This window comes from Acetatifactor muris (assembly GCF_024623325.1).
Taxonomy (GTDB): Bacteria; Bacillota; Clostridia; order Lachnospirales; family Lachnospiraceae; genus Acetatifactor; species Acetatifactor muris.
Genome location: NZ_JANJZD010000018.1, coordinates 72,545 through 92,297 on the forward strand (window position 1 = coordinate 72,545; position 19,753 = coordinate 92,297).

At 48.6% G+C, this 19,753-nt stretch carries 14 protein-coding genes; all 14 read right to left on the bottom strand.

Annotation, left to right across the window (positions count from 1 at the left end; all coding sequences use genetic code 11):
* Positions 1–10: 10 nt before the first annotated feature.
* Positions 11–511, bottom strand: coding sequence for an rRNA maturation RNase YbeY (gene ybeY / locus NSB25_RS17055; protein ID WP_103240697.1), 501 nt, complete (start codon positions 509–511; stop codon positions 11–13).
* A gap of 2 nt (positions 512–513) precedes the next feature.
* On the bottom strand, positions 514–1,521 hold the full coding sequence (locus NSB25_RS17060) for a PhoH family protein (protein ID WP_103240698.1): 1,008 nt from the start codon (positions 1,519–1,521) through the stop codon (positions 514–516).
* Entirely contained in the window at positions 1,514–2,731 is a 1,218-nt protein-coding gene (locus tag NSB25_RS17065; protein ID WP_103240699.1) for a sporulation protein YqfD, read from the bottom strand. Before NSB25_RS17065 ends, NSB25_RS17060 begins: the two co-directional genes overlap by 8 nt.
* A 17-nt stretch (positions 2,732–2,748) precedes the next feature.
* Positions 2,749–3,057 carry a YabP/YqfC family sporulation protein gene (locus tag NSB25_RS17070; RefSeq protein WP_103240700.1) on the bottom strand — a complete coding sequence of 103 codons (309 nt, stop codon included), beginning with the start codon at positions 3,055–3,057 and terminating at the stop codon, positions 2,749–2,751.
* Positions 3,058–3,108: 51 nt separating this feature from the next.
* Positions 3,109–4,413, bottom strand: a complete 1,305-nt coding sequence (locus NSB25_RS17075) for a pyrimidine-nucleoside phosphorylase (RefSeq protein ID WP_103240701.1) — start codon at positions 4,411–4,413, stop codon at positions 3,109–3,111.
* 33 nt (positions 4,414–4,446) lie between these two features.
* Positions 4,447–6,003 (bottom strand): hypothetical protein, encoded by a 1,557-nt coding sequence (locus tag NSB25_RS17080; protein WP_103240702.1) that lies wholly within the window; start codon positions 6,001–6,003, stop codon positions 4,447–4,449.
* A gap of 86 nt (positions 6,004–6,089) precedes the next feature.
* Positions 6,090–7,226 carry a glycosyl hydrolase family 18 protein gene (locus NSB25_RS17085; RefSeq protein WP_103240703.1) on the bottom strand — a complete coding sequence of 379 codons (1,137 nt, stop codon included), beginning with the start codon at positions 7,224–7,226 and terminating at the stop codon, positions 6,090–6,092.
* A gap of 75 nt (positions 7,227–7,301) precedes the next feature.
* Positions 7,302–7,940: an endonuclease III domain-containing protein gene (locus NSB25_RS17090; protein ID WP_103240704.1), complete on the bottom strand. Its 639-nt coding sequence runs from the start codon at positions 7,938–7,940 to the stop codon at positions 7,302–7,304.
* A gap of 60 nt (positions 7,941–8,000) precedes the next feature.
* Positions 8,001–10,202 (bottom strand): SF1B family DNA helicase RecD2, encoded by a 2,202-nt coding sequence (recD2, locus tag NSB25_RS17095; protein WP_103240705.1) that lies wholly within the window; start codon positions 10,200–10,202, stop codon positions 8,001–8,003.
* 96 nt (positions 10,203–10,298) lie between these two features.
* On the bottom strand, positions 10,299–10,964 hold the full coding sequence (locus tag NSB25_RS17100) for an SGNH/GDSL hydrolase family protein (protein ID WP_103240706.1): 666 nt from the start codon (positions 10,962–10,964) through the stop codon (positions 10,299–10,301).
* A complete protein-coding gene (locus NSB25_RS17105) occupies positions 10,951–13,038 on the bottom strand; it encodes a beta-galactosidase (protein WP_103240707.1) in 2,088 nt (695 codons plus the stop codon). The genes NSB25_RS17100 and NSB25_RS17105 overlap by 14 nt, the downstream gene beginning before the upstream one ends.
* Before the next feature lie 114 nt (positions 13,039–13,152).
* A complete protein-coding gene (locus NSB25_RS17110; RefSeq protein WP_146040097.1) occupies positions 13,153–15,954 on the bottom strand; it encodes a hypothetical protein in 2,802 nt (933 codons plus the stop codon).
* A 98-nt stretch (positions 15,955–16,052) separates the two neighbouring features.
* Entirely contained in the window at positions 16,053–17,114 is a 1,062-nt protein-coding gene (locus NSB25_RS17115; RefSeq protein WP_103240709.1) for a glycoside hydrolase family protein, read from the bottom strand.
* 1 nt (position 17,115) lies between these two features.
* A complete protein-coding gene (locus NSB25_RS17120; protein ID WP_103240710.1) occupies positions 17,116–19,737 on the bottom strand; it encodes a family 78 glycoside hydrolase catalytic domain in 2,622 nt (873 codons plus the stop codon).
* Positions 19,738–19,753: the final 16 nt, after the last annotated feature.

The window sequence follows — 19,753 nt, forward strand, 5'->3', positions numbered from 1 at the left end:
CAGTTTCATCTTAATCCCGCGTAATATCCAGGCCTGTCAGTATTTCTTCCTGCTTTCGTTCCATGACCATCCGCTCTGTCTCTTCCATATGATCATAGCCGCATAAATGCAGCATACTATGTGCCAGCAGAAAAGCAAACTCTCTTCTGACACTGTGGCCATAGCTTTCCGCCTGTTCATACACCTTGTCCACGGAAATCATAATATCTCCCAGCACCAGCTCTCCGCTCTCCGGGTCAAAGTAATCCGCCTCCGCGTCCTCGTCAATGTCGAAAACACCGCTCTTCTGAAAGTCCACATTCGGAAAAGAAAGCACATCCGTCTCCCTGTCCACGCCCCTGTACTCCCTGTTCAGCGCATGTATTCCCTCATTATCTGTCAGAATGACATTGATCTGTACTTCATAAGGGCAGCTTTCCTCTTCCAGCACCGCGCTGCAGACAAGGTTTGCCGTTTCCTCTGCCGAAAACGGAAGACTTTGTTCCGTCTCTTTCTCTACGTATAAATGCATACCTACCTTCTGCTCCTCTGCCTCTCCCCGGTTTTCTGTCTGCTTCCGGCGGCTTCCTTTGTCTCGAACTTCTCGTATGCCTGGACAATCTTCTGTACCAGAGGGTGACGTACCACATCCTTGCTGGTCAATGTGCAGAAAGCAATATCGTCGATTCCCTTCAATACCCTGACTGCAATGTCCAATCCTGATTTCGTGCCGGCAGGCAGATCCTTCTGGGAATTATCGCCTGTGACCACCACTTTGGATCCAAATCCGATTCTGGTCAGAAACATTTTCATCTGAGCCGGTGTCGTATTCTGTGCCTCATCCAGAATGATATAGGCATTGTCCAATGTCCGCCCGCGCATATAAGCAAGGGGGGCCACCTCAATCAATCCCTTTTCCATATTTTTGGCAAAGCTCTCAGCTCCCATAATCTGATACAGGGCATCATAGAGCGGCCGCAGATAGGGGTCCACCTTACTCTGCAGGTCTCCCGGCAGAAAGCCCAGCTTTTCACCTGCTTCAATGGCAGGTCTGGTCAGAATAATCCTTCCCACCTCGTTGTTCTTAAATGCGGTAATCGCCATAGCCATGGCAAGATACGTTTTCCCTGTTCCCGCCGGTCCCAGGCTGAATACCAGCATGTTCTTCCGGATGGCATCCACATAGGCCTTCTGTCCCAGTGTCTTCGGCTTCACCGGCTTGCCGTTTACCGTATGACAGATACAGTCGGAGTCAATCTCTGTCAATGCTTTTTCCTTTTCTTCCATTCCCAATGTAATCGCGTAATCCACACTCTGCTCCTCTATTTCATTTCCTCTCTGGGAGATAATGGAAAGCTGTCTTAAAACGCCTTCCGCCTTTTTCACCCTATCCTCGTCTCCACTGATTACAATGCCGCCGTTGCGGTCCACAATGGATACGTCAAAATCTCTCTCCAGCTTTTTCAGATATGCATCCTGCATCCCGAATATTTTCTGCATATGTTCCACAGGCATATGCAGTTTTAATGAAAAATCACTCATCTGTTTCCTCTTGCTCTGCTTTCAGCGTTTCCATACTTTCACTCACAGGTTCCCTCACCAGGAAATTCCCGGTGACCACCCATGCATTGTCACTCTTCTCTATTTTAACATCTTTTTCAATAATTTGTACCCCTTTTTCTTCTAAATCTGTAAGAAAATCTATTAATTTTTGATTAAGAAGTATTTTCGCCTCCTCAAGCGAATAATTGTATTCCACATTCTGGTATTCTCTGTTGGTTACCTCCCCCCAGAATATGGGGATAGACAGTTTCTCAAGGGCCAGCGGTCTGCTTTCTTTCATCAGGCTGTCATATACCAGAAAGGGAGGAGTTTCCGGCAGCTTATATGTCTTCTCCCCTATTTTCAGATAATGACTTTTCTTCTCCCGGCCCGTGTATTCCTTTTTTATATACTCCATAGGGAGACTTTCTGTAAAAGTGACCACATGCTCCAGCAAAATATCCGCATCTGCATCCACATAATAATATTCCCGGACTGTCTGGTCTTCATTGTAAACCGGTACCTTGCCTTCTACCAGAATCGTCCCCTTTTCCACAGTATCTCCTATGGCCACTTTGGGTACACCGCTTCTGACAATCATTGACGCAATTATCCCGTCATACCCGGCGACCAGATCTGTTCCCGATGTGGATTCCGGTCTTTCCACCACAATGGGTGCATCGTTCTCCTTAATCTCTATCAGCAGCTTTGTACCGCTTAACTTTGCGGAAGCCCAGGTAATCTGCGGAAAGGTTCTGCGGATTTCTTTTTCCAGCTCCTCTATATTCAGGGAGTCCCTGCGCATTCCCACAGTCACCGCGTTTGCCTTCAGAAAGCTTTCAAATATGTCCTCCGTTATCTGGTAATTGCCGCTCAGCTCTATGTCCCATATGTAAAGAGAAGAGAGCGTCCAAAAGGCAATTGCCAGCAGAAATCCAAGTACAAATACTTTTCGTTTCAGCAGCCGGGGCAGAAAAAAAGGCAGTCCATATCTTTCCAATACGGCTACCCTTGTCCCCGTTTTCCTTAAAACCGGCCGAAGTTCCCAGAATCCTTTCAGGCTGATATTCATATAGTAGACATCGCCTTCCCGGACAATATCCCACAGCAGAATTCCTTTATTACTGCACAGATTCATAAAACGCTCCGGAGAAAATCCCCATATACGGACACGCAGATATCCCCTGATATATTTCAGAAATTTGATCATGGTCTGATACCCCTAACTCAAATATACTTTATGCAGCTGATACAGCCGCTGATCTTCATGTCCTCATTGGTATAATAGTCAACGGTAAGCCCGGTACCCTCAAAGCAGACCTGACATGTCTTGCCCTGAAGCAGTATCAGGCATTCCGTATACTCCAGAATCCCCCGGTAATTCTCAATCCATGCTTCCCGATTACCTGTCATAGTTACCTTTATGGCTCCCATACAGATATCTTTCGGGAATTTGAGAGATTCAATAATTGTCTCTTTCCTTGTCTCACTTTTTCTGGATTCGTTTTTTTGAATGCGGTTATTGTTTTTCTTCATGTTCCCATTATATTATCACAGACGGGAAACTATGCCCCTGCATTCATGCATCTATTCCAAAATTCCCCTGATAAAATCCGTCCGTTCCCGAGGTGTATCCGCAATAGAACAGGCCTTCAGATAGCGATTTGCAGCCTCCTCCGCTCTGGTTTCATCATTGGCATGGAGCATTGCCAGAGGCTCGCCGGCCTCCACATAGTCCCCAGACTTTTTACACAGGACCAGCCCGACGGACAGATCAATCGCACTTTCTTTTGTCTCCCGTCCGCCTCCCAAAATCAGGGAACAAATTCCCACTTCATCACAGGTAATATGATTTATGTAACCACTTACCGGCGCCGGAATAGGGCGGACAATCCTGGCCGCCGGCAACAGTCCCATATTGTATACGGCGTCCGCATTGCCTCCCTGCGCTTCCACAAATTCCGCCAGCTTCTTCAAAGCACTGCCGTCTGCAATCACCTTCCTGAGACGCTCTTTCGCCTCCTGTACAGTGTCCGCTTTTCCGCCTGCCATGAGCATCCTGCTGCCCAATGTCAGACACAGTTCCACAAAATCCGCAGGTCCCTTTCCCTGGAGAGTCTCAATGGCCTCCTTCACCTCCAGCGCATTTCCCACGGCATACCCCAGAGGCTGGTCCATGTCCGAAATCACGGCAATGGTTCTGCGCCTGGCATTCTTTCCGATTTTCACCATCTCCTGTGCCAGAGCTCTGGCATCCTGCTCCTTCTTCATGAATGCACCGCTTCCGGTCTTCACATCCAGCACAATGGCATCCGCCCCGGCTGCCAGCTTTTTGCTCATAATGGAACTGGCAATCAGCGACATATTATCCACTGTGGCCGTCACATCCCGAAGGGCATAAAGCTTTTTATCCGCAGGCGCCAGGTCTGCAGTCTGACCCATGATGGCAACGCCAATGCGATTTACATTCTCAACAAACTGCCTTCTGGTAAGTGCGGTGGTAAATCCGGGAAAGCTTTCCAGTTTGTCAATGGTTCCTCCCGTATGCCCAAGGCCCCGGCCGCTCATCTTCGCCACAGGTATGCCGCAGGCCGCCGCCATAGGCGCCAATGCCAGAGAAGTCTTGTCACCCACACCTCCCGTACTGTGCTTATCCACTTTAATCCCCTGAATCTCCGACAAGTCCAGCGTATCTCCGCTGTCGGCCATGGCCATGGTAAGGGCCAGTGTCTCCTGTTCAGTCATCTTCTGAAAATACACAGCCATCATCAAAGCGGATACCTGATAATCGGGGATCTCCCCTTTCGTATACCCCTCCACAAAGAAATTGATTTCCTCCGTGGAAAGCTCGCCTCCGTTTCGTTTTTTCATGATTATGTCATACATTCTCATACTGTTCACCTCCGTCTTAAAACAAATGTTGTATTATTCCTCCCGAAGCTCGTACAGCGCATATGTCCTTATATCCGCTTCCAGATAAAAATAAACATAATCCACCAGCTCGTAAAACTCCGTTACAATCGGCAGATTTTTCAGCTCCTCTTCCTCCGCCGGATATGCTTTCCAGCATACGACAAAATGTGTTTTCCGATCCGCCACATAGTTATTCTGTTCCAAAAGCATTCTGTCCGGATTCAGATTTGTGACGCAAAAATATCTTACCTTCGGTGTTTCATCCAGAACCGTATAAAAACCGCCGTCCAGAAATCCGTAATTCAGCACGGATTTGTCCCCGGCCCGCTGTATCCTTTCCGCAAAACGAAACTGTGGCATCGCTGACTTGTCCACTGAGAGGAGATACGCATTGGAACTTAATCGACAGCCTGTCCACGCGGCCAGAATTAACATCCCCGGAAAAATCAGCACATATAAATACTGAGCTCCCTTTTTCAAATGTTCCTGCAGCCATTTGGCAGGTCTGTCCAGGACAACTGCAGGTCCCAGAATCCCAAACGCACAGAATACAGCCAGAGGAAGTCCATAATAGTCCTGCAGATTTCCGCCGATAAAAAGCCCCAGCCCCATTGCCATTCCCAGCAACAATAGGGAGAACTTTTCCTTCCAGGAAATGATTCTGACAGGAAATACAGCATAAAACAAAGCTCCTGTTATAATCCAGACAGAATAATAACGATTTTCTCTGTCCTTGAGAAAACGCAATATACTGAGGCCTGCCTCCTGAATTTTCCTGATCAGAGAAATTTCTCCCCACGACGTATATCCGAAAATATTATCCCACAGATATATCTCAAACCATTCTTTTAATGCACCGTTTATACTGAAATAAATCAGCCAGGGAATTGTCGCCGCAAGCATCCCGGCCAGAAACAATCCCACACTTCGAAACAATTCCCGCAGCTGTTTCTTCCCCAGCTCTCTCAATGCCGCCACAGCAATCCACGCCATATAAAATCCCAGAAGCGTGAATTTGGACCAGAGAAAAACACCGGCCCAAAAACCATTCATCACCAGTGTCACCCGGGACATGGGCCTTTTTTCATCGCTTCTGAGCCAGGAGAGCAGCGAATACACTGCATAAGCGAAAATTCCCAGGCAGAGTTCTTCCAGACTTCCTCCATGTACAAAGCTTTTGGAAGCTGTAATCCCTGTACACAGAATCGGCAACAGCCACAAGACCGGCCCCTTTGTATATAGGCGGACAATCTTGCGAGTATAGAGCAGAAAGAAAAACATGCTGAGCAGTTCAAGCAGAAAATATCCTCCAAATCCAGTGTGAGAAAATAAATACCCTATTCCGGCTGCCAGATACAGATACGGCCCCTTATGATCTACCAAATCCAAATAGGGTACATACCCGTTCATCAATCCTTTTCCCATTGTAAAAAAAATATTGATATCCGGCCAGTCGTTAAACGGATACAAGGGAGAACATTTACTGCAGACCATAAGCGGAATTACTGCCGCTATTAAAATAAACAGATACAGCATCCATCTTTTATAGTCAATTTTAACATTTTTCATAACACTCTCCGGAATTCTTAATGTTATTTACAGATATTGTAATACAAAAAACTGCCCGCGTCAACGAATCCCCTGTGCATATTCACTTATTTGGAAATGTAGAACTGATTCTGCAGGAGCAGCCAGTTGGCTCGAAACCATTTCATAATCTGCCAGTACCCGCAGCCGCGCAGCTGATACTCCTGAATCAGCCGGAACTTTGCCTGGAGGCTCCGTACATCCTCAAACCATACCTCATGAGAAACACCTTCACTGACATAAGTAAAATACGGGCTTTCAGCCACACTGTCAAATCGGATTTCCGCGCCCTGTTTCACCGCAAGGCGCACAGCCTCCACATTGCCCAGAGTGACTGCTTTGGTCAATCCTCTTACATAGGGGAGAGGCCAGTCGTATCCGTAATTGGGAATTCCCAGATCAATTTTGGCCGCCGGTATTTCTGTCAGCGCATATTCCACCACTCTCCGCACCTGATTGACAGGCGCCACCGCCATGGGCGGTCCATAGGTATAGCCCCATTCATAAGTCATCAGCAGCACATGATCTGCGGCCTCTCCCAATGCCCTGTAATCCTTTCCTTCATACAGAAGACCCGGCTGACTGGCACTTGTTTTGGGAGCCAGCGCCACGGAAGTGTGATACCCCGCATCACGCATGGTATCCGCCACCTTCCACACAAAGGCTGTAAAAGCATCCCTGTCCTCAGCCAGAATGTATTCAAAATCAATGTCAACCCCCTGATAACCTTTCTCATCCATGGTTTCCAACAGGTTTTCAAGGAGCCTGTCTGTATATTCTGGACTGTTTACAACAGAATGAATCAGCTGATTGTTAAAATTTCCGTCCGGTCCGAAAGGAGTCAGTGTCAATATGGGCTTTGTACCAAATCTGTAGGCGGAGGCAATCATCCATTCCACATCTCCGTAAGTCGGAGGCAGCAATTCTCCTTCCTTTGTAAATCCATAGGAGAAAACCGGCAGCTCGGACAAAAAAGGCAATGTCTGTTCCAACACCTGCCCGTCAATAAAAGGATACGCATAACCGCTCACCGAAATCGCTCTCACCGCATTTCTGGTACCTCTGTCAATATAAAGAGCCTGCCCAACGGCAAGCTCGTACGGATACACCAGCTGATTATCGTATATGATCTGCTCCACATTTTCTCCCAGTTCCTGTGCAATACCGTCCACACTGTCTCCCGGCCTCACTATATAGATTTCCATAAATCCTCTCCCAAAGCAAAGAGTTTATAATAATCTATATTCCCACAGTAATGCAGATAGAATTCGCAACTTGTGTTATTCCACACCTGCCTTTTTACAGATATCCAGCAGACAGCATTTGTCACAATATGGCTTTGTCCGCGCCGTGCAGACCGCTCTGCCGTGATGTACCAGACGATGACAGAAATCATTTCCCTCCTGTGGCGGAATGATTTTCCAGAGTGCCTTTTCCACCTTTGCCGGTTCCTTTATTCCATCTACCAGACCCATTCTGTTCACCAGCCGAATACAGTGTGTGTCCGTGACAATGGCCGGCTTTCCGAAGACATCTCCCATAATGAGATTGGCGCTTTTTCGTCCCACTCCCGGCAGAGCCAGCAGTTTATCAAAATCTTCCGGCACTTTCCCGTCATATACATCCCGGAGCATTTTCATACAGGCGCTGATGTCTCTGGCCTTACTGTTGCCCAGACCGCAGGGATGAACAATACTTTCAATTTCTTCCACAGGTGCCTGTGCCAGGGCATTTACATCAGGAAATTTATCATATAATTTCTCTACCACCACATTTACCCTTGCATCCGTACATTGCGCTGCCAGACGCACGCTCACAAGCAGCTTCCAGGCCTGATCATAATCCAGGCTGCATCCGGCCTCAGGATATTCTTTCTTCAGCCTGTCAATGATTTCCAGCGCACGTTGTTTCTTCGTCATTTGTATTACTCCTCTCATCCCCTCTGCCCGGCACATCTGAAATATATCATATGACAGAGATTATCTTATATCTGCTCCATTCGTACTCTTTTTGTCCTGGTCAGTCAGTCGATCTCTGAGCATTGTATTCCGCTTCGTCACTGTCACATTTCTTACGGCGTAAGCAAGTGCTTTTTTCGTCCCCACCATAACCAGAATTTTCTTCGCTCTGGTAATTCCGGTGTAAATCAGATTCCTCTGCAGCATCACAAAGTGATTCATCAGCACCGGCATAACCACAATCGGATACTCCGAACCCTGGGCCTTGTGTATGGTAGTGGCATAGGCATGAACCAGCTCGTCCAGCTCTGCAGCCTCATAGCAGATCTTCCGGCCGTCAAAGTCCACAGTCAGGATGCGGTCTGTCATATCCACACGCTCTATGATTCCGATATCTCCGTTAAATATTTCCCTGTCATAATTATTTTTAATCTGCATGACCTTATCTCCGGGCCGAAAGACAAAACCACTCCTTCTGAGTCCTTCTCCTCCGGGATTTACGGCTTCCTGCAGCGCCAGATTTAAGTTGGTTGCCCCCACTGTTCCTTTCTGCATGGGTGTCAGCACCTGTATCACAGAAGAAGGCATATTATAATATCGCGGAAGCTTATTTTTTACCAGTTCCACAATCTCATGCACAGCCTCCTCCGGTTCTTCCTTTTCCAGAAAGAAAAAATCCGTATTCCTGCCGTTGGAAATATCGGGCATACAGCCGGCATTGATTCTGTGTGCATTCATAATGATTCTGCTCTCCTGTGCCTGCCGGAAAATTCTGGTCAGACGAATCACAGGAAATCGTTTTGAGTCAATCACATCCCTCAGTACATTTCCGGCTCCCACAGAAGGCAGCTGGTCGATATCTCCCACCAAAATCAGACGCATATTCCCGGGGATTGCTTTCATCAGAGAATTCATGAGAATAATGTCGATCATGGAACATTCGTCGACAATCAGCACATCCCCTTCCAGCGGCTTTTCTTCATTTCTTGCGTATCCTTCCGGGGGCTTACATTCCAAAAGCCTGTGAAGTGTCTTCGCTTCCAGACCTGTGGCTTCCGTCATCCGCTTTGCCGCTCTGCCTGTCGGTGCCGCAAGTAAAATCTTCAGTCCATAGGCCCGATAAGCTGCAATGATTCCCTGGGTGGTGGTGGTTTTTCCTGTACCCGGACCTCCTGTCAGAACCATCACCTTTGCCATGGCCGCCTTCCGGATGGCATCTGCCTGAATGTCATCATACTTCATGCCAACTGCTTCCTCAATTCTGCCCACGTCCACGGAAAGTTCCATGTTCCCCGTCTCTCTGCGGGCTCTGGCAAGCAGTGTCCACAATCTGTCTTCCGCAGGTTCTGCAGCCAGCTTTTTCAGCTTACCTGCCACACCGATTTCCGCATAGTAAAAAGGTGGGAGGTATATGGCATCTTCTTCCTGGATCAGGTCCCTTTCCTTCAGCATCTGATCCATGGTCATGATGACACAGCAGTCCTCTGCCTCCAAAAGCCCGGATGCCTTCCGGGTCAGCTGCTCCTTTTCCGCATAGACATGTCCGTCGTCCGCCAGTTCACTCAGCGCATACATAATTCCGCTTCGAAGTCTGACATAGGATTCCTTTCCGAATCCCAGCTTCTTCCCGATACTGTCAGCTGTTTTAAAGCCGATTCCCCAGATATCGTCTGCCAGCCGAAAGGGATTTTCCTTCATTTTTGCTATGCTTTCATTTCCGTACTGTCTGTATATTTTAGCGGCAAAAGCAGTAGTGACACCATGCTCCTGTAAAAAAAGCATGATGTTTTTTACCTCCTTCTGCCTCTCCCAGCTTTCCGCAATCATCCGGATACGCTTGTTCCCAATTCCAGGCACTTCAATAAGAATCTGAATATTTTCCTCAATAACGTTAAAAGTATCGATGCCGAATTTCTGCACAATTCGTTTCGCATATTGCGGCCCCACACCTTTGATCAGTCCGCTGCCCAAATATTTCTCCATACCGTAAACAGTTGCCGGAAGAGTTTCCTCCCACTTTTCCGCTATAAACTGCCGTCCGTATCGGGAATCTACCTTCCAGTCGCCGTCTATCAGCAGAACAGCTCCCACATTGGCATCCAGAAGGTTTCCCACCACTGTCACCAAATCATCATATCCCTTTACATGGACTTTCAGAACGGAATATCCGTTTTCCGGATTCTGATATGTAATCCTCTCCACAACACAGCGGATTTTCATCATTCGTTCTGTTCTCCATCCTCTTTTATCCTGAAACGTTGACTTCCTGTCTATTGTACTCCGAATTTGATGGTATGGCAATAGGGGCTTCTCTCCTTTTCAGATATCCCGCCAAAGCTCTCCCGCATATTTCAACCATTGATTTGCAATCATCTGATGTCCGCATACAGTGGGATGCACGCCATCCCAAATCCAATATTCTGCTTCCCTCTCCTTAAGCAGCTCAAAAAACATAGCCTGTAAAGGAACAAATACAGCACCGTTGTGCTGCGCCAGAATCCTGGTCTTCTCCTGCAGGGGTTCCACCTCTCTTCTCCAATCCTCGTAATCTGCCTTTCTCGCGCCGGCAGGTAAGGTGAACGGCTCGCAAAGTACCAGCTTCAGACGGGGATTGACCGCTTTAGCCTCATCCAGCATAAGCTGATATATCTTCTCAAATCTCTCGGAAGAAGAACCCGTGCCATCTTTCAGATGAAATCCGCAGTCATTGATTCCCACCATGATGCTGAGCACATCCGGCCTGAGAGACAGACAGTCCTCCACCCATCTTCCGTATAAATCCGATATCCGGTTGCCGGACAGTCCCCGGTTATAGAACCTCAGATTTTCTCCTGGATATTTTGTTCCAAGAATGGCATTAATAAGAAAAGCATAGCCATGTCCCATCTGATGGTTTAAATCCCATTCATTTTCCTTACCTCGCATACGTCCTCCGTCCGTTATGGAGTCTCCCTGAAATAAAATTATTTTCTCAATATTTACCATTTTCTTTCCTCTTTTCTCCGCCCGAAAATATTTTCTCAGGAATACAGCTTAAACCAAACTTTGCCATCCGTCTCGCCACTATCACATCTCCCGGCGCAACCGTTGTGTTTGCTGTCATCTTCTCTCCACTCAGCAGGTTAAGAAGTTCTTCCTCTCCGAAATCAACCCAGGCCACTTCCTTATTATGATTTATGACAAATACTACCTGTGCTCTGTCAGATATGCGAAGGGTTATTTCTACTCCCTCCGCAGATGCATACGGAGGCTTCAGGCCGCAGTCTCCGCAGATTCTGTCCATCAATCCTTCCAGGAAGGACTGTTCCGGCTGAGTACCAATATAATATGCTTTCCCTTCTCCGAAATGATTTACTGTCACGCAGGGAACACCTGCATAGAAATCTGTCCCATAACGGGCCAGTACCTCCGCGCCTCCTTCAGGATGAATGACATCACATAAGAATCCACATTCATATTCTTCTTTTGGTAAATAATCACTGTTCTCCACTTTCATGGAATTTTTCTCATAGGGACGCAGGGCATCCGTCTCCTCCACCCATATTCCCAGCATATCCTTCAATTTTCCGGGGTAGGCTCCGAATACACAGCGGTCGTTCTCATCCACAAGTCCTGACATTACTGTGGTCACCAGCGTACCACCCTCCCGCACGAAGTTCTCCAGCTTCTCCGCCACCCCCTTTTTTACCATATACAGCATGGGTGCCAGAATCAGGTCATATTCTGTCAGATCTGCATCATAAGACAGAATATCCACGGAGATATTTTTATGAAAAAGCGTCTCATAATACAAAGATACTGTCTTCAGATAATCCATGTCTTTGCTGGGACCGCTGGAAAGCTCCAGAGCCCACCAGTTGTTCCAGTCAAAAAGGATACCGGCCTTTGCAGGCGTTCTTCCCTCCAGAAACGCATCCCCTATCCGTGCAAGCTCCTGGCCCAGTTGAGCAGCCTCCTGAAATACCCTGGTGTCCTCTCTTCCGGAGTGGCTGATAACGGCGCCATGAAATTTCTCCTGGCCGGCTATGGACTGGCGCATCTGGAAAAAAAGGCAGGTGTCCGCCCCATGAGCCATGGCCTGATAAGAAAGTCTGCGCACCTCCCCCGGTCTCTTCAACAGGTTATAGGGCTGCCAGTTCTGCTGATTGGGAGACTGTTCCGTAAGTACAAAAGACTGTCCGCCCTTCAGCCCCCGCATAATATCATGTTTCATAGCCACGAAACAGGGTGGATCATCCGGCCAGGGATAATTGTCCCAGCCCACCACATCCAGATTTTGTGTTAAGGTAAACTGATCCAGCTTTTTGATATAGCCGGACATATTGGTCTGGATGGGAATCTCCGGATTGTATTTTTTGAGCACCTGATATTCGTTCAGGAAGCATTCTGCCGTGGAATCCGTGACAAAGCGCATATAATCCAGCTGAATGGCAGGGTTAAAACGATAGTCGTCATTCAGCTCCGTGGGAAGAGTAACTTCCTCAAAGCCGGTGACGATTCTTCCCCAGAATGTGGTATGCCACTTCTCATTCAATCTCTCCACCGTTTTATATCGTCTGCGGAGCCACAGCCGGAATTTGGCCTGGCAGCCAGGACAATAGCAATAAGTACCGTACTCGTTTGAGACATGCCACATGGCAAGAGCCGGATGATGTGCATAACGCTTTGCCATTTCCTCTGCGATGGCGGCGGCGCGTTCTCTGTATTTTAAACTGTTGATACAGAAGAACACTCTCATACCATGTGTCCGCTTTCTTCCCGCGATGTCCACCGGAAGCACTTCCGGATATCTGGTGGACAGCCAGGCCGGCTGGGCTGTGGTGGGCGTGGCAAGACAGACATGAATACCATGCTCCCATATTCGGTCAATAATCTCATCCAGCCATTCGAAATTGTATACTCCCTCGTCCGGCTCCAGCTTTGCCCAGGAGAACACCGGCAACGTCAGCAGGTTAATCCCTGCCCTGTTGAAAAGCCGCATATCCTCATCGATAGTCTCCGTATCCCACTGATCTGGATTATAATCGCCGCCATAGTAAATTTTCTGTGCTTTTTTCATCTGACACCTGACCTTCCTGTCTTATAATGATAATTTATGACAAAATAATAACGAACCAATGAATTTAACTATTTTCCTGCGGTAATACAGGTGACTGTAGCCGCATTCCCGGTATCAGTCAAACCACTCTATCACAGGTACTGCAGTGATTCCCGTAGCCGGAATCTGCAGATGAGTGGAGGCCCCGTCCTTAACCCGCCAGACCAGAGTGTTCGTCACATCCAGAATCAGGGCATTTGCTCCTTCCTTCAGCGCGTCCGTGATATCCACTCTGGCCGGGAATCCTGCCAGAAATCCCAGTTCCACCCCATTTAATTCCACCCGGACACTGTCGGAGGCTTCCGGCAGCACCAGACAGTATATTCGCCCATTCTCTTTCGGCTGTTGGAAAATTGTCTCGTAACGATAAGTTCCCGCAAAAGATGGCCAATAACCGGGACCGTTCAGATTCGGAAGCTCCTGACCGGCTTCGAGCAGAATGCCTTCTTCAAATATCGGCGTCATCGTTTCCTCTGAATCTATCCCTTCTGGCTGCTCCCATTTGGATACCTTCCAATCCACCTCCAGCTTCCTTCGTCCTGCCAGAACAGGAAACAATTTTTCACAGACTGATTCCGCCCCTTCTTTCCTGCCCTTTTCCAGGCAATAGAATACAGCCTCTCCAGGCTCCAGACTCAGAGGAATATAACTATCCTCTAAAGGATAGCTTTCCGCCCGATTCCGCCAGGGGTCATATATCGTCAGCCTCTCAAAGTCCGGGTTTTTCACCCTTACCTGAGCGCACACCTTTTCCGATATGCTTTCATTAAAATACATAACCACCAGTCCCTCCGGCTGGCGCATCACAAGGCTGCGCAGATTGGGAAATCGCCCTGAAGCGGTGGTACCATCTGTATTTAGCACCATAAGTTCTCTGCCGCCCATGGCATTTTCAAGCATTTCCACTTTTTCAGCAATCTGCCCAAGAGGCACTACCGTTACCTGGTTTTTCCAATCCTCTGGCAGAAGATTTCCGTGAGTATCTCTCTCCGGAAGTTCATCAATTACTAATACCTTCAATCCCCTGTGCGCATGTTCGCTCACAAAACGCACCACCCGTCTGTCCAGATATCTGGCATAAGGAAGAATCAGACAGGAATATCGCTCCCTGTGAATGCACAGCCATCCTTCTTCCACCCAGGCATAATTCAGTGCCAAAGTCTCCTCCTCAGACGTTGAAACATCCCCGCTTCTGCAAGCCAGTTCCTTTCCGCCGGGTATTTCTTTTCTGCCAGGCATGTCCTTCCTGCCAGGCATGTCCTTCCTGCCTTTATCCCAGCCGTCAGGCGCAAGCACATCTGTCGGAATCACATCGTAGTCCAGCTGGGCTTCCATCAGCTTCCTGGCCGGCTTCTGAAAGAACATGGCCTCTTTGCCACTCCATTCGCTCTCCGCATGATAGAGAATGGCGGCATCTGCCAGGTGAACCCCGCCGCTGAGCAGATGCGCACTGCGGTTCATATATTTCATCAGCTGTGTAAAACAGGCAAATCCCGGATTATTTCCACAGGCATAAAAATGGGGCGGGCAGTCCGGGTCAGGATAACGCATGGAAAATGCATGAGGCGTAAATTCATTGATTCCCCGCACCAGCATATGATTGGTCAGCCATTTCATGAAGGAATTTCCCTCTGCCCAGCCATAATTGCCGAAAATCTCACAGAGAGCCCTGCCTTTTTTGTTCTCCTGAATATGAGCGGCAGAGCTGGCAAGCTTTGCCAGGCCAAAGTGAAAGAATTCTCCGTCCCTGTCCCCGGCAATCCATTGATGCACCGGCTCTGTGAATCCCGGTACAATCTGGTGATGCACCACGTCGATGCCTGCCATATGCTGTCCTTCCATTTCCCGGAAGTAGTGCCCTGTGCTGCATCCCATCCGGGTATGTGCATTATCGTCCTCGATAACATGTCCGATGTATTCCACCCCCCGGTCCCGGCACCATTTTCCCAGCTGCGAGGAAAAGCATTTTCTCACCAGTCCCGTCATTACATCCATATATTCCGAGCGTATTTTGGAGGTTTTTTCTCCGGAGTCATACCACAGGGCAGGCAGAGCCGTCAGGAAGTCCTTTCCCCATTTCATCCGCAGCATCGCCTCCAGCTCCCCGCTCCAGGGCAATCTCTGATCCTTTTTTCCCAGAGTATCGTCAAAAGGATAACCCGGCACATTGCCAAGTTCAGGCTCATCGGAAAAAAAGCCTGCTATAACATTCCCGAAATACTCATGATAACGCTCATAATGTTTTTCATACACCTCATCCAGCAGCACCCGCACGGAATCCGAATCAATCAGATTGATATATTCGTCTCTGCCTCCGCCTTTCCTGGTAGTAAAGAGTACAAAAAGACGATACGCACCTTCAGGCAGATCAAAATAGACAAAACCGTTCTCATATTGATCTGTGAGATTCAAGATTCCCTCTCCGCTGACAGCCAGTGTCTCACCGTCAGGCTTCGGCACAGCAAGGATTCCCAACAAATTTCCATCCGAACCTGTAAAGTTTTTCACCAGGACGGCACCGCTGCGGCAGGGACCGTGAACATCCATATGGCGCTCCGCCAGATACAGCTTCTTTTTCTCCGGCTGTCTGGCATAGCCGCCGTTGGCATGTCCGGTGGGAAATTTGTCATCATCCAGAATCCACAGCCTCATCTCTCTCTTCTTTGCTTCGGCACAGATGTAGTCCAGGTTCTCCCACCAGCCCGGACCGCAGAAATCCGGATGTGGTCTGGATTCCAGACATACCTCCCGGATTCCGCACTCCTCTATTCTGTCAAGCTCTCTGCCAATTGTTTCGTTGTCCTCCCCCCTCATCCACAGGAAAGGAAGGATATGGCTTGTGCTCTCTCCACGAAGCAGCATTTGTAATCGTTCCATATGCACCTCCATTTCTACGCTGTTTTTTCGAAAATCAAACAATGTTACAGAGCTCTGTATCCGGCAGCGCCCGAACACGGAGCATAAATGTATTTGACTTATAAATTTCCTTCCTCTGTCCGCACTTCATCCAGCGGCATGCTCGTGGCCAGGCAGATTGTTCGATACTCCCCGTTCGCATTGGTGGGATAGCCCTCCTGCCAGGGACAGGCAGCACAGTAAAAATGATAAAGTACCCCACGATAGTACACTACGGATGCCTTATGAGCATGCCCGCAGTCATAGCTGCCGGGGCTGCCGTAAGCAAGGACAGGTTCCCGCACTTTCTCCCAGTGAACCAGATCGGAAGACAGGGCAAGTCCTTCCTGCGCATGGGTATGTCCATCCTCATACATTTTCCCATATCCGAAGTAAAAGTTCAGCCAGATATTTCCATCCCTGACAATACAGGGATCCGACACAAATCTTTCGTCCCAGGAGCTTCTGTCCACACGCAGAACAGGATTCTCTCTGCACCTGGTCCAATGCTGCAGATCATCGGATACCGCCATGCCAGTCTGTTCAGTCCAGCGTGCTTTTCTGTCCTTCGCATTGTAGAAAAGCAGCCACTTTCCCTCATGCTCAATAATACATGCCTTATACAATCCACCGGACTCCCAGCCTTCCCCATCTCTCCAGGAAAAGCAGGGTTTATCCGGAAAATGCCAGTCCAGCAATTCCTCATCCTCTGTCCAGGCCATGCCGATCTCCGCCGGACCGCTCTCATACCCGGTATCCGGATAGGAATGATAAACCAGCCAGTATTTTCCATTCACTTTTTTCAGTGTGGGGAGAGCTTCCAGATGATTGCTCTCCTTCAGTATCCAGGTGGCAGCCCCGCCTAGGCGGTCCCATCGATCCGACTCCATATTTCGCTTCAGGATAATGCCCTTGTGCTTCCAGTGAAGCAAATCATCGCTGACCGCCAGAGCCGACTGATATCCTTTCCCGTCAAACCCGGTGTAAAGCATATGAAATTTCCCGCCATGCCAGAACACAAAGGGAATATCCACCGCCTTCTCGTCAAAGGCCCCTGTCCGACCGGAGCCATGCAGCACCGGCTGTGGAAAACGGCAGGGTGTCAGATATTTCTGTATTTTTTTGTCCGTCAATTCGATCATTTTAACCTCCAAATCGATATGTATAATTTCCGCTTCCCACAGTGCGCAGAACGCCCTCCCCCGGAGCTTCCAGATGTGCCGTTAAGTTAGGAGGCACCTGACATGTTACTTCGATTTCTCCGTTCACACGCCTCCAGCTCACCGTAATCTTCCCATAGGGATGCATAACCCGGACTTCCACCCAGTCCACACCCGCCTGTGGCCGGGGAGCAATGCAGATCTCATCAAAGGGAAGTTCCCCGCGAATCAGCTCTATTCCTCCAAGGGAACCATAGAACCACTCCTCGATGCTGCCCAGCATCAGATGATTCTGAGAGCCATGCGGATGCCCTGGTTCCGGCCCGTCCCATTCCTCTGTCAGGGTAGTAGCTCCGTTCACCACCTGATAGCCGTAACCGGGTTTCTCTGTGATATTCGTCATCTCGTTCAGCAGATCCGACATACCGAATTTCATCAGCGCCGCCACCAGGAAGGGATGCCCCACATCACCTGCGGTAATGGCATACTCCCGTTTTACCACATCTTTTTTCAGCTCATCCACCACCTTTTCCTCAAAAGCCTCCGGAACCAGACCGGTCATCAGGCTCATGGCCTGAGCCGCCTGGCTGCCATTGGCATACCGTCCGGTCTGATTATCCAGAAACTGCAGATTATACTCCTTCTTCACACACTCCATGCGTTCTGCAAATTCCGCCGCATCCTGTGCCTTATTCAGAAGTTCCGCTATATGTTTCATGATATCCAGGTCATAATAATAAATGCAGGTTGCCACCACCGGAACAGGCGTATTCTGGGAATGCGGTGTACAGGGGCCGATATCCAGCCAGTCTCCCAGACCATGATGCAGAATTTCGTGGTGAGTTTTCCCTCCCAGATAGTTTATATACTTTTTCATCACATCATAATACTTTTCCAGGATCCCGGAGTCTCCGTATCGTCGGTAGACATACCAGGGACTTAGGATACAGGCACTCCCCCATTCCGGAGAATCCAGAAATCCCCGATGCCACTTCTCAAATCCTGTCACGTACTCCGGACAGATATTCGGCACCAGACCGTTTTCCCACTGGGAATCCGCCATATCCCCCTCTGTTTTTACATAGAGATTATGTACATCCAGATTGTACATAATGGAGGGGCCGATCAGATGCGTCTGCTCCAGCCATCCCAGTTTCTCTCTGTGGGGACAATCCGTAAAATAGCTCTTGGTATTGCTCTTTATGGCCTGCAGTACAATTTCGTGGATATCCTGGAACAGCTGATTGGAGCATTTAAAGTCTCCTGTCTGTTCCACATCAGGATAGATAAATTCTCCCACCATCTCCGTTATGACAGGAAGAGAATTCTCTTCCCCCGTCTCTGTATTTTGTTCTGAAAGAAATTTCCTTTCCTCTTCCGGAATCGCTCCTGTCATCTCCAGGTACCGAAAGCCGGTATAAGTAAAATCAGGTGCAAACTCCTGTTCCCGATTCTCATCCAGAATGTAGTTCCAGGCGTATCCCTCTCCTGTCACCCGCTGATTCAAGGTACCGTCCTCATTGATGATTTCCCCTGTCTTCATTACAATTTTACTGCCAGCCATATTTTTTTCTGCCTGTACTCTGATTCTGACCCACCCGGAGAAATTCGTACCAAAATCATAAAGCCATACGCCCGGACGGGTTTCTTTTATACTGACAGGCCTGTAAGTTTCCATCACCTTCATGGGCTCCATGGGCATGGCAGAAAGCTTTCCTTCAGGCGGCGCCACACAGACTGCCGGTTCCCAGACAGCTTCTTCTCTGTAGTCCGCATACAGATACTCCTTCTTCCAGAGCCTTGCATCATAATCTTCGCCTCCATAGATACAGCAGAACTTTATGGGACCCGGTGCCATCTTCCAGGAAGAATCTGTTACAATCAGTTGTTTTCTTCCGTCACTGTATTCCAGTACAAGCTGTACCAGAAGCTTACATTTTCCATAACTTCTCTCATAATAGACATATCTGCCCCCGGGTACATTGAACATACCGTCCCCCAGCTTTACAAGCAGACAATTTCCGCTCTCTTCCGCAAGATCCGTTACATCATAAGCGGTATAAAAGCAGGTCTTGTTGTAATCACTCCAGCCAGGTTCCAACACATGATCTGACACACGTTTGCCGTTCAGCCAGCATTCAAAATGTCCCAGGCCGCAGATGTAGAGTTTGGCACGCCTTATTTCACCATCCAGGGCAAAAGTCTTTCGATAGAGATGATAAATATGGTCTGAAGTCTCCCCAATAAAGCTGCCTTTCCATTCTTCTCTGTCAAAATACCCTGTTTCAAACCAGCTTTCCTCCGTCAACGTCAAGCTTTCTCCTGCTCCATGGCGGCAGCTTATTTCCACCCGCCATCCATAGCGACAGTCAGACACAAGGGCTTTTCCTCCATAACATATACCTGTCATCCGCGAAGACTCTGTTCGACCGCTGTCCCACACCATTTCTCCCAATCCGCATTCGCCCCGCCATACAGATATCCGATAGCTTTCCTGACGAATTTCCCGTTCTTCTCCCTCCACGTTCCATCCAAATACCGGCCTTTCATGTCCTATATTCAGCGGATACTTCTGATAATCGGTTGTCTGAAGAGATATTTTCATTGTTGCCACCTTTCCG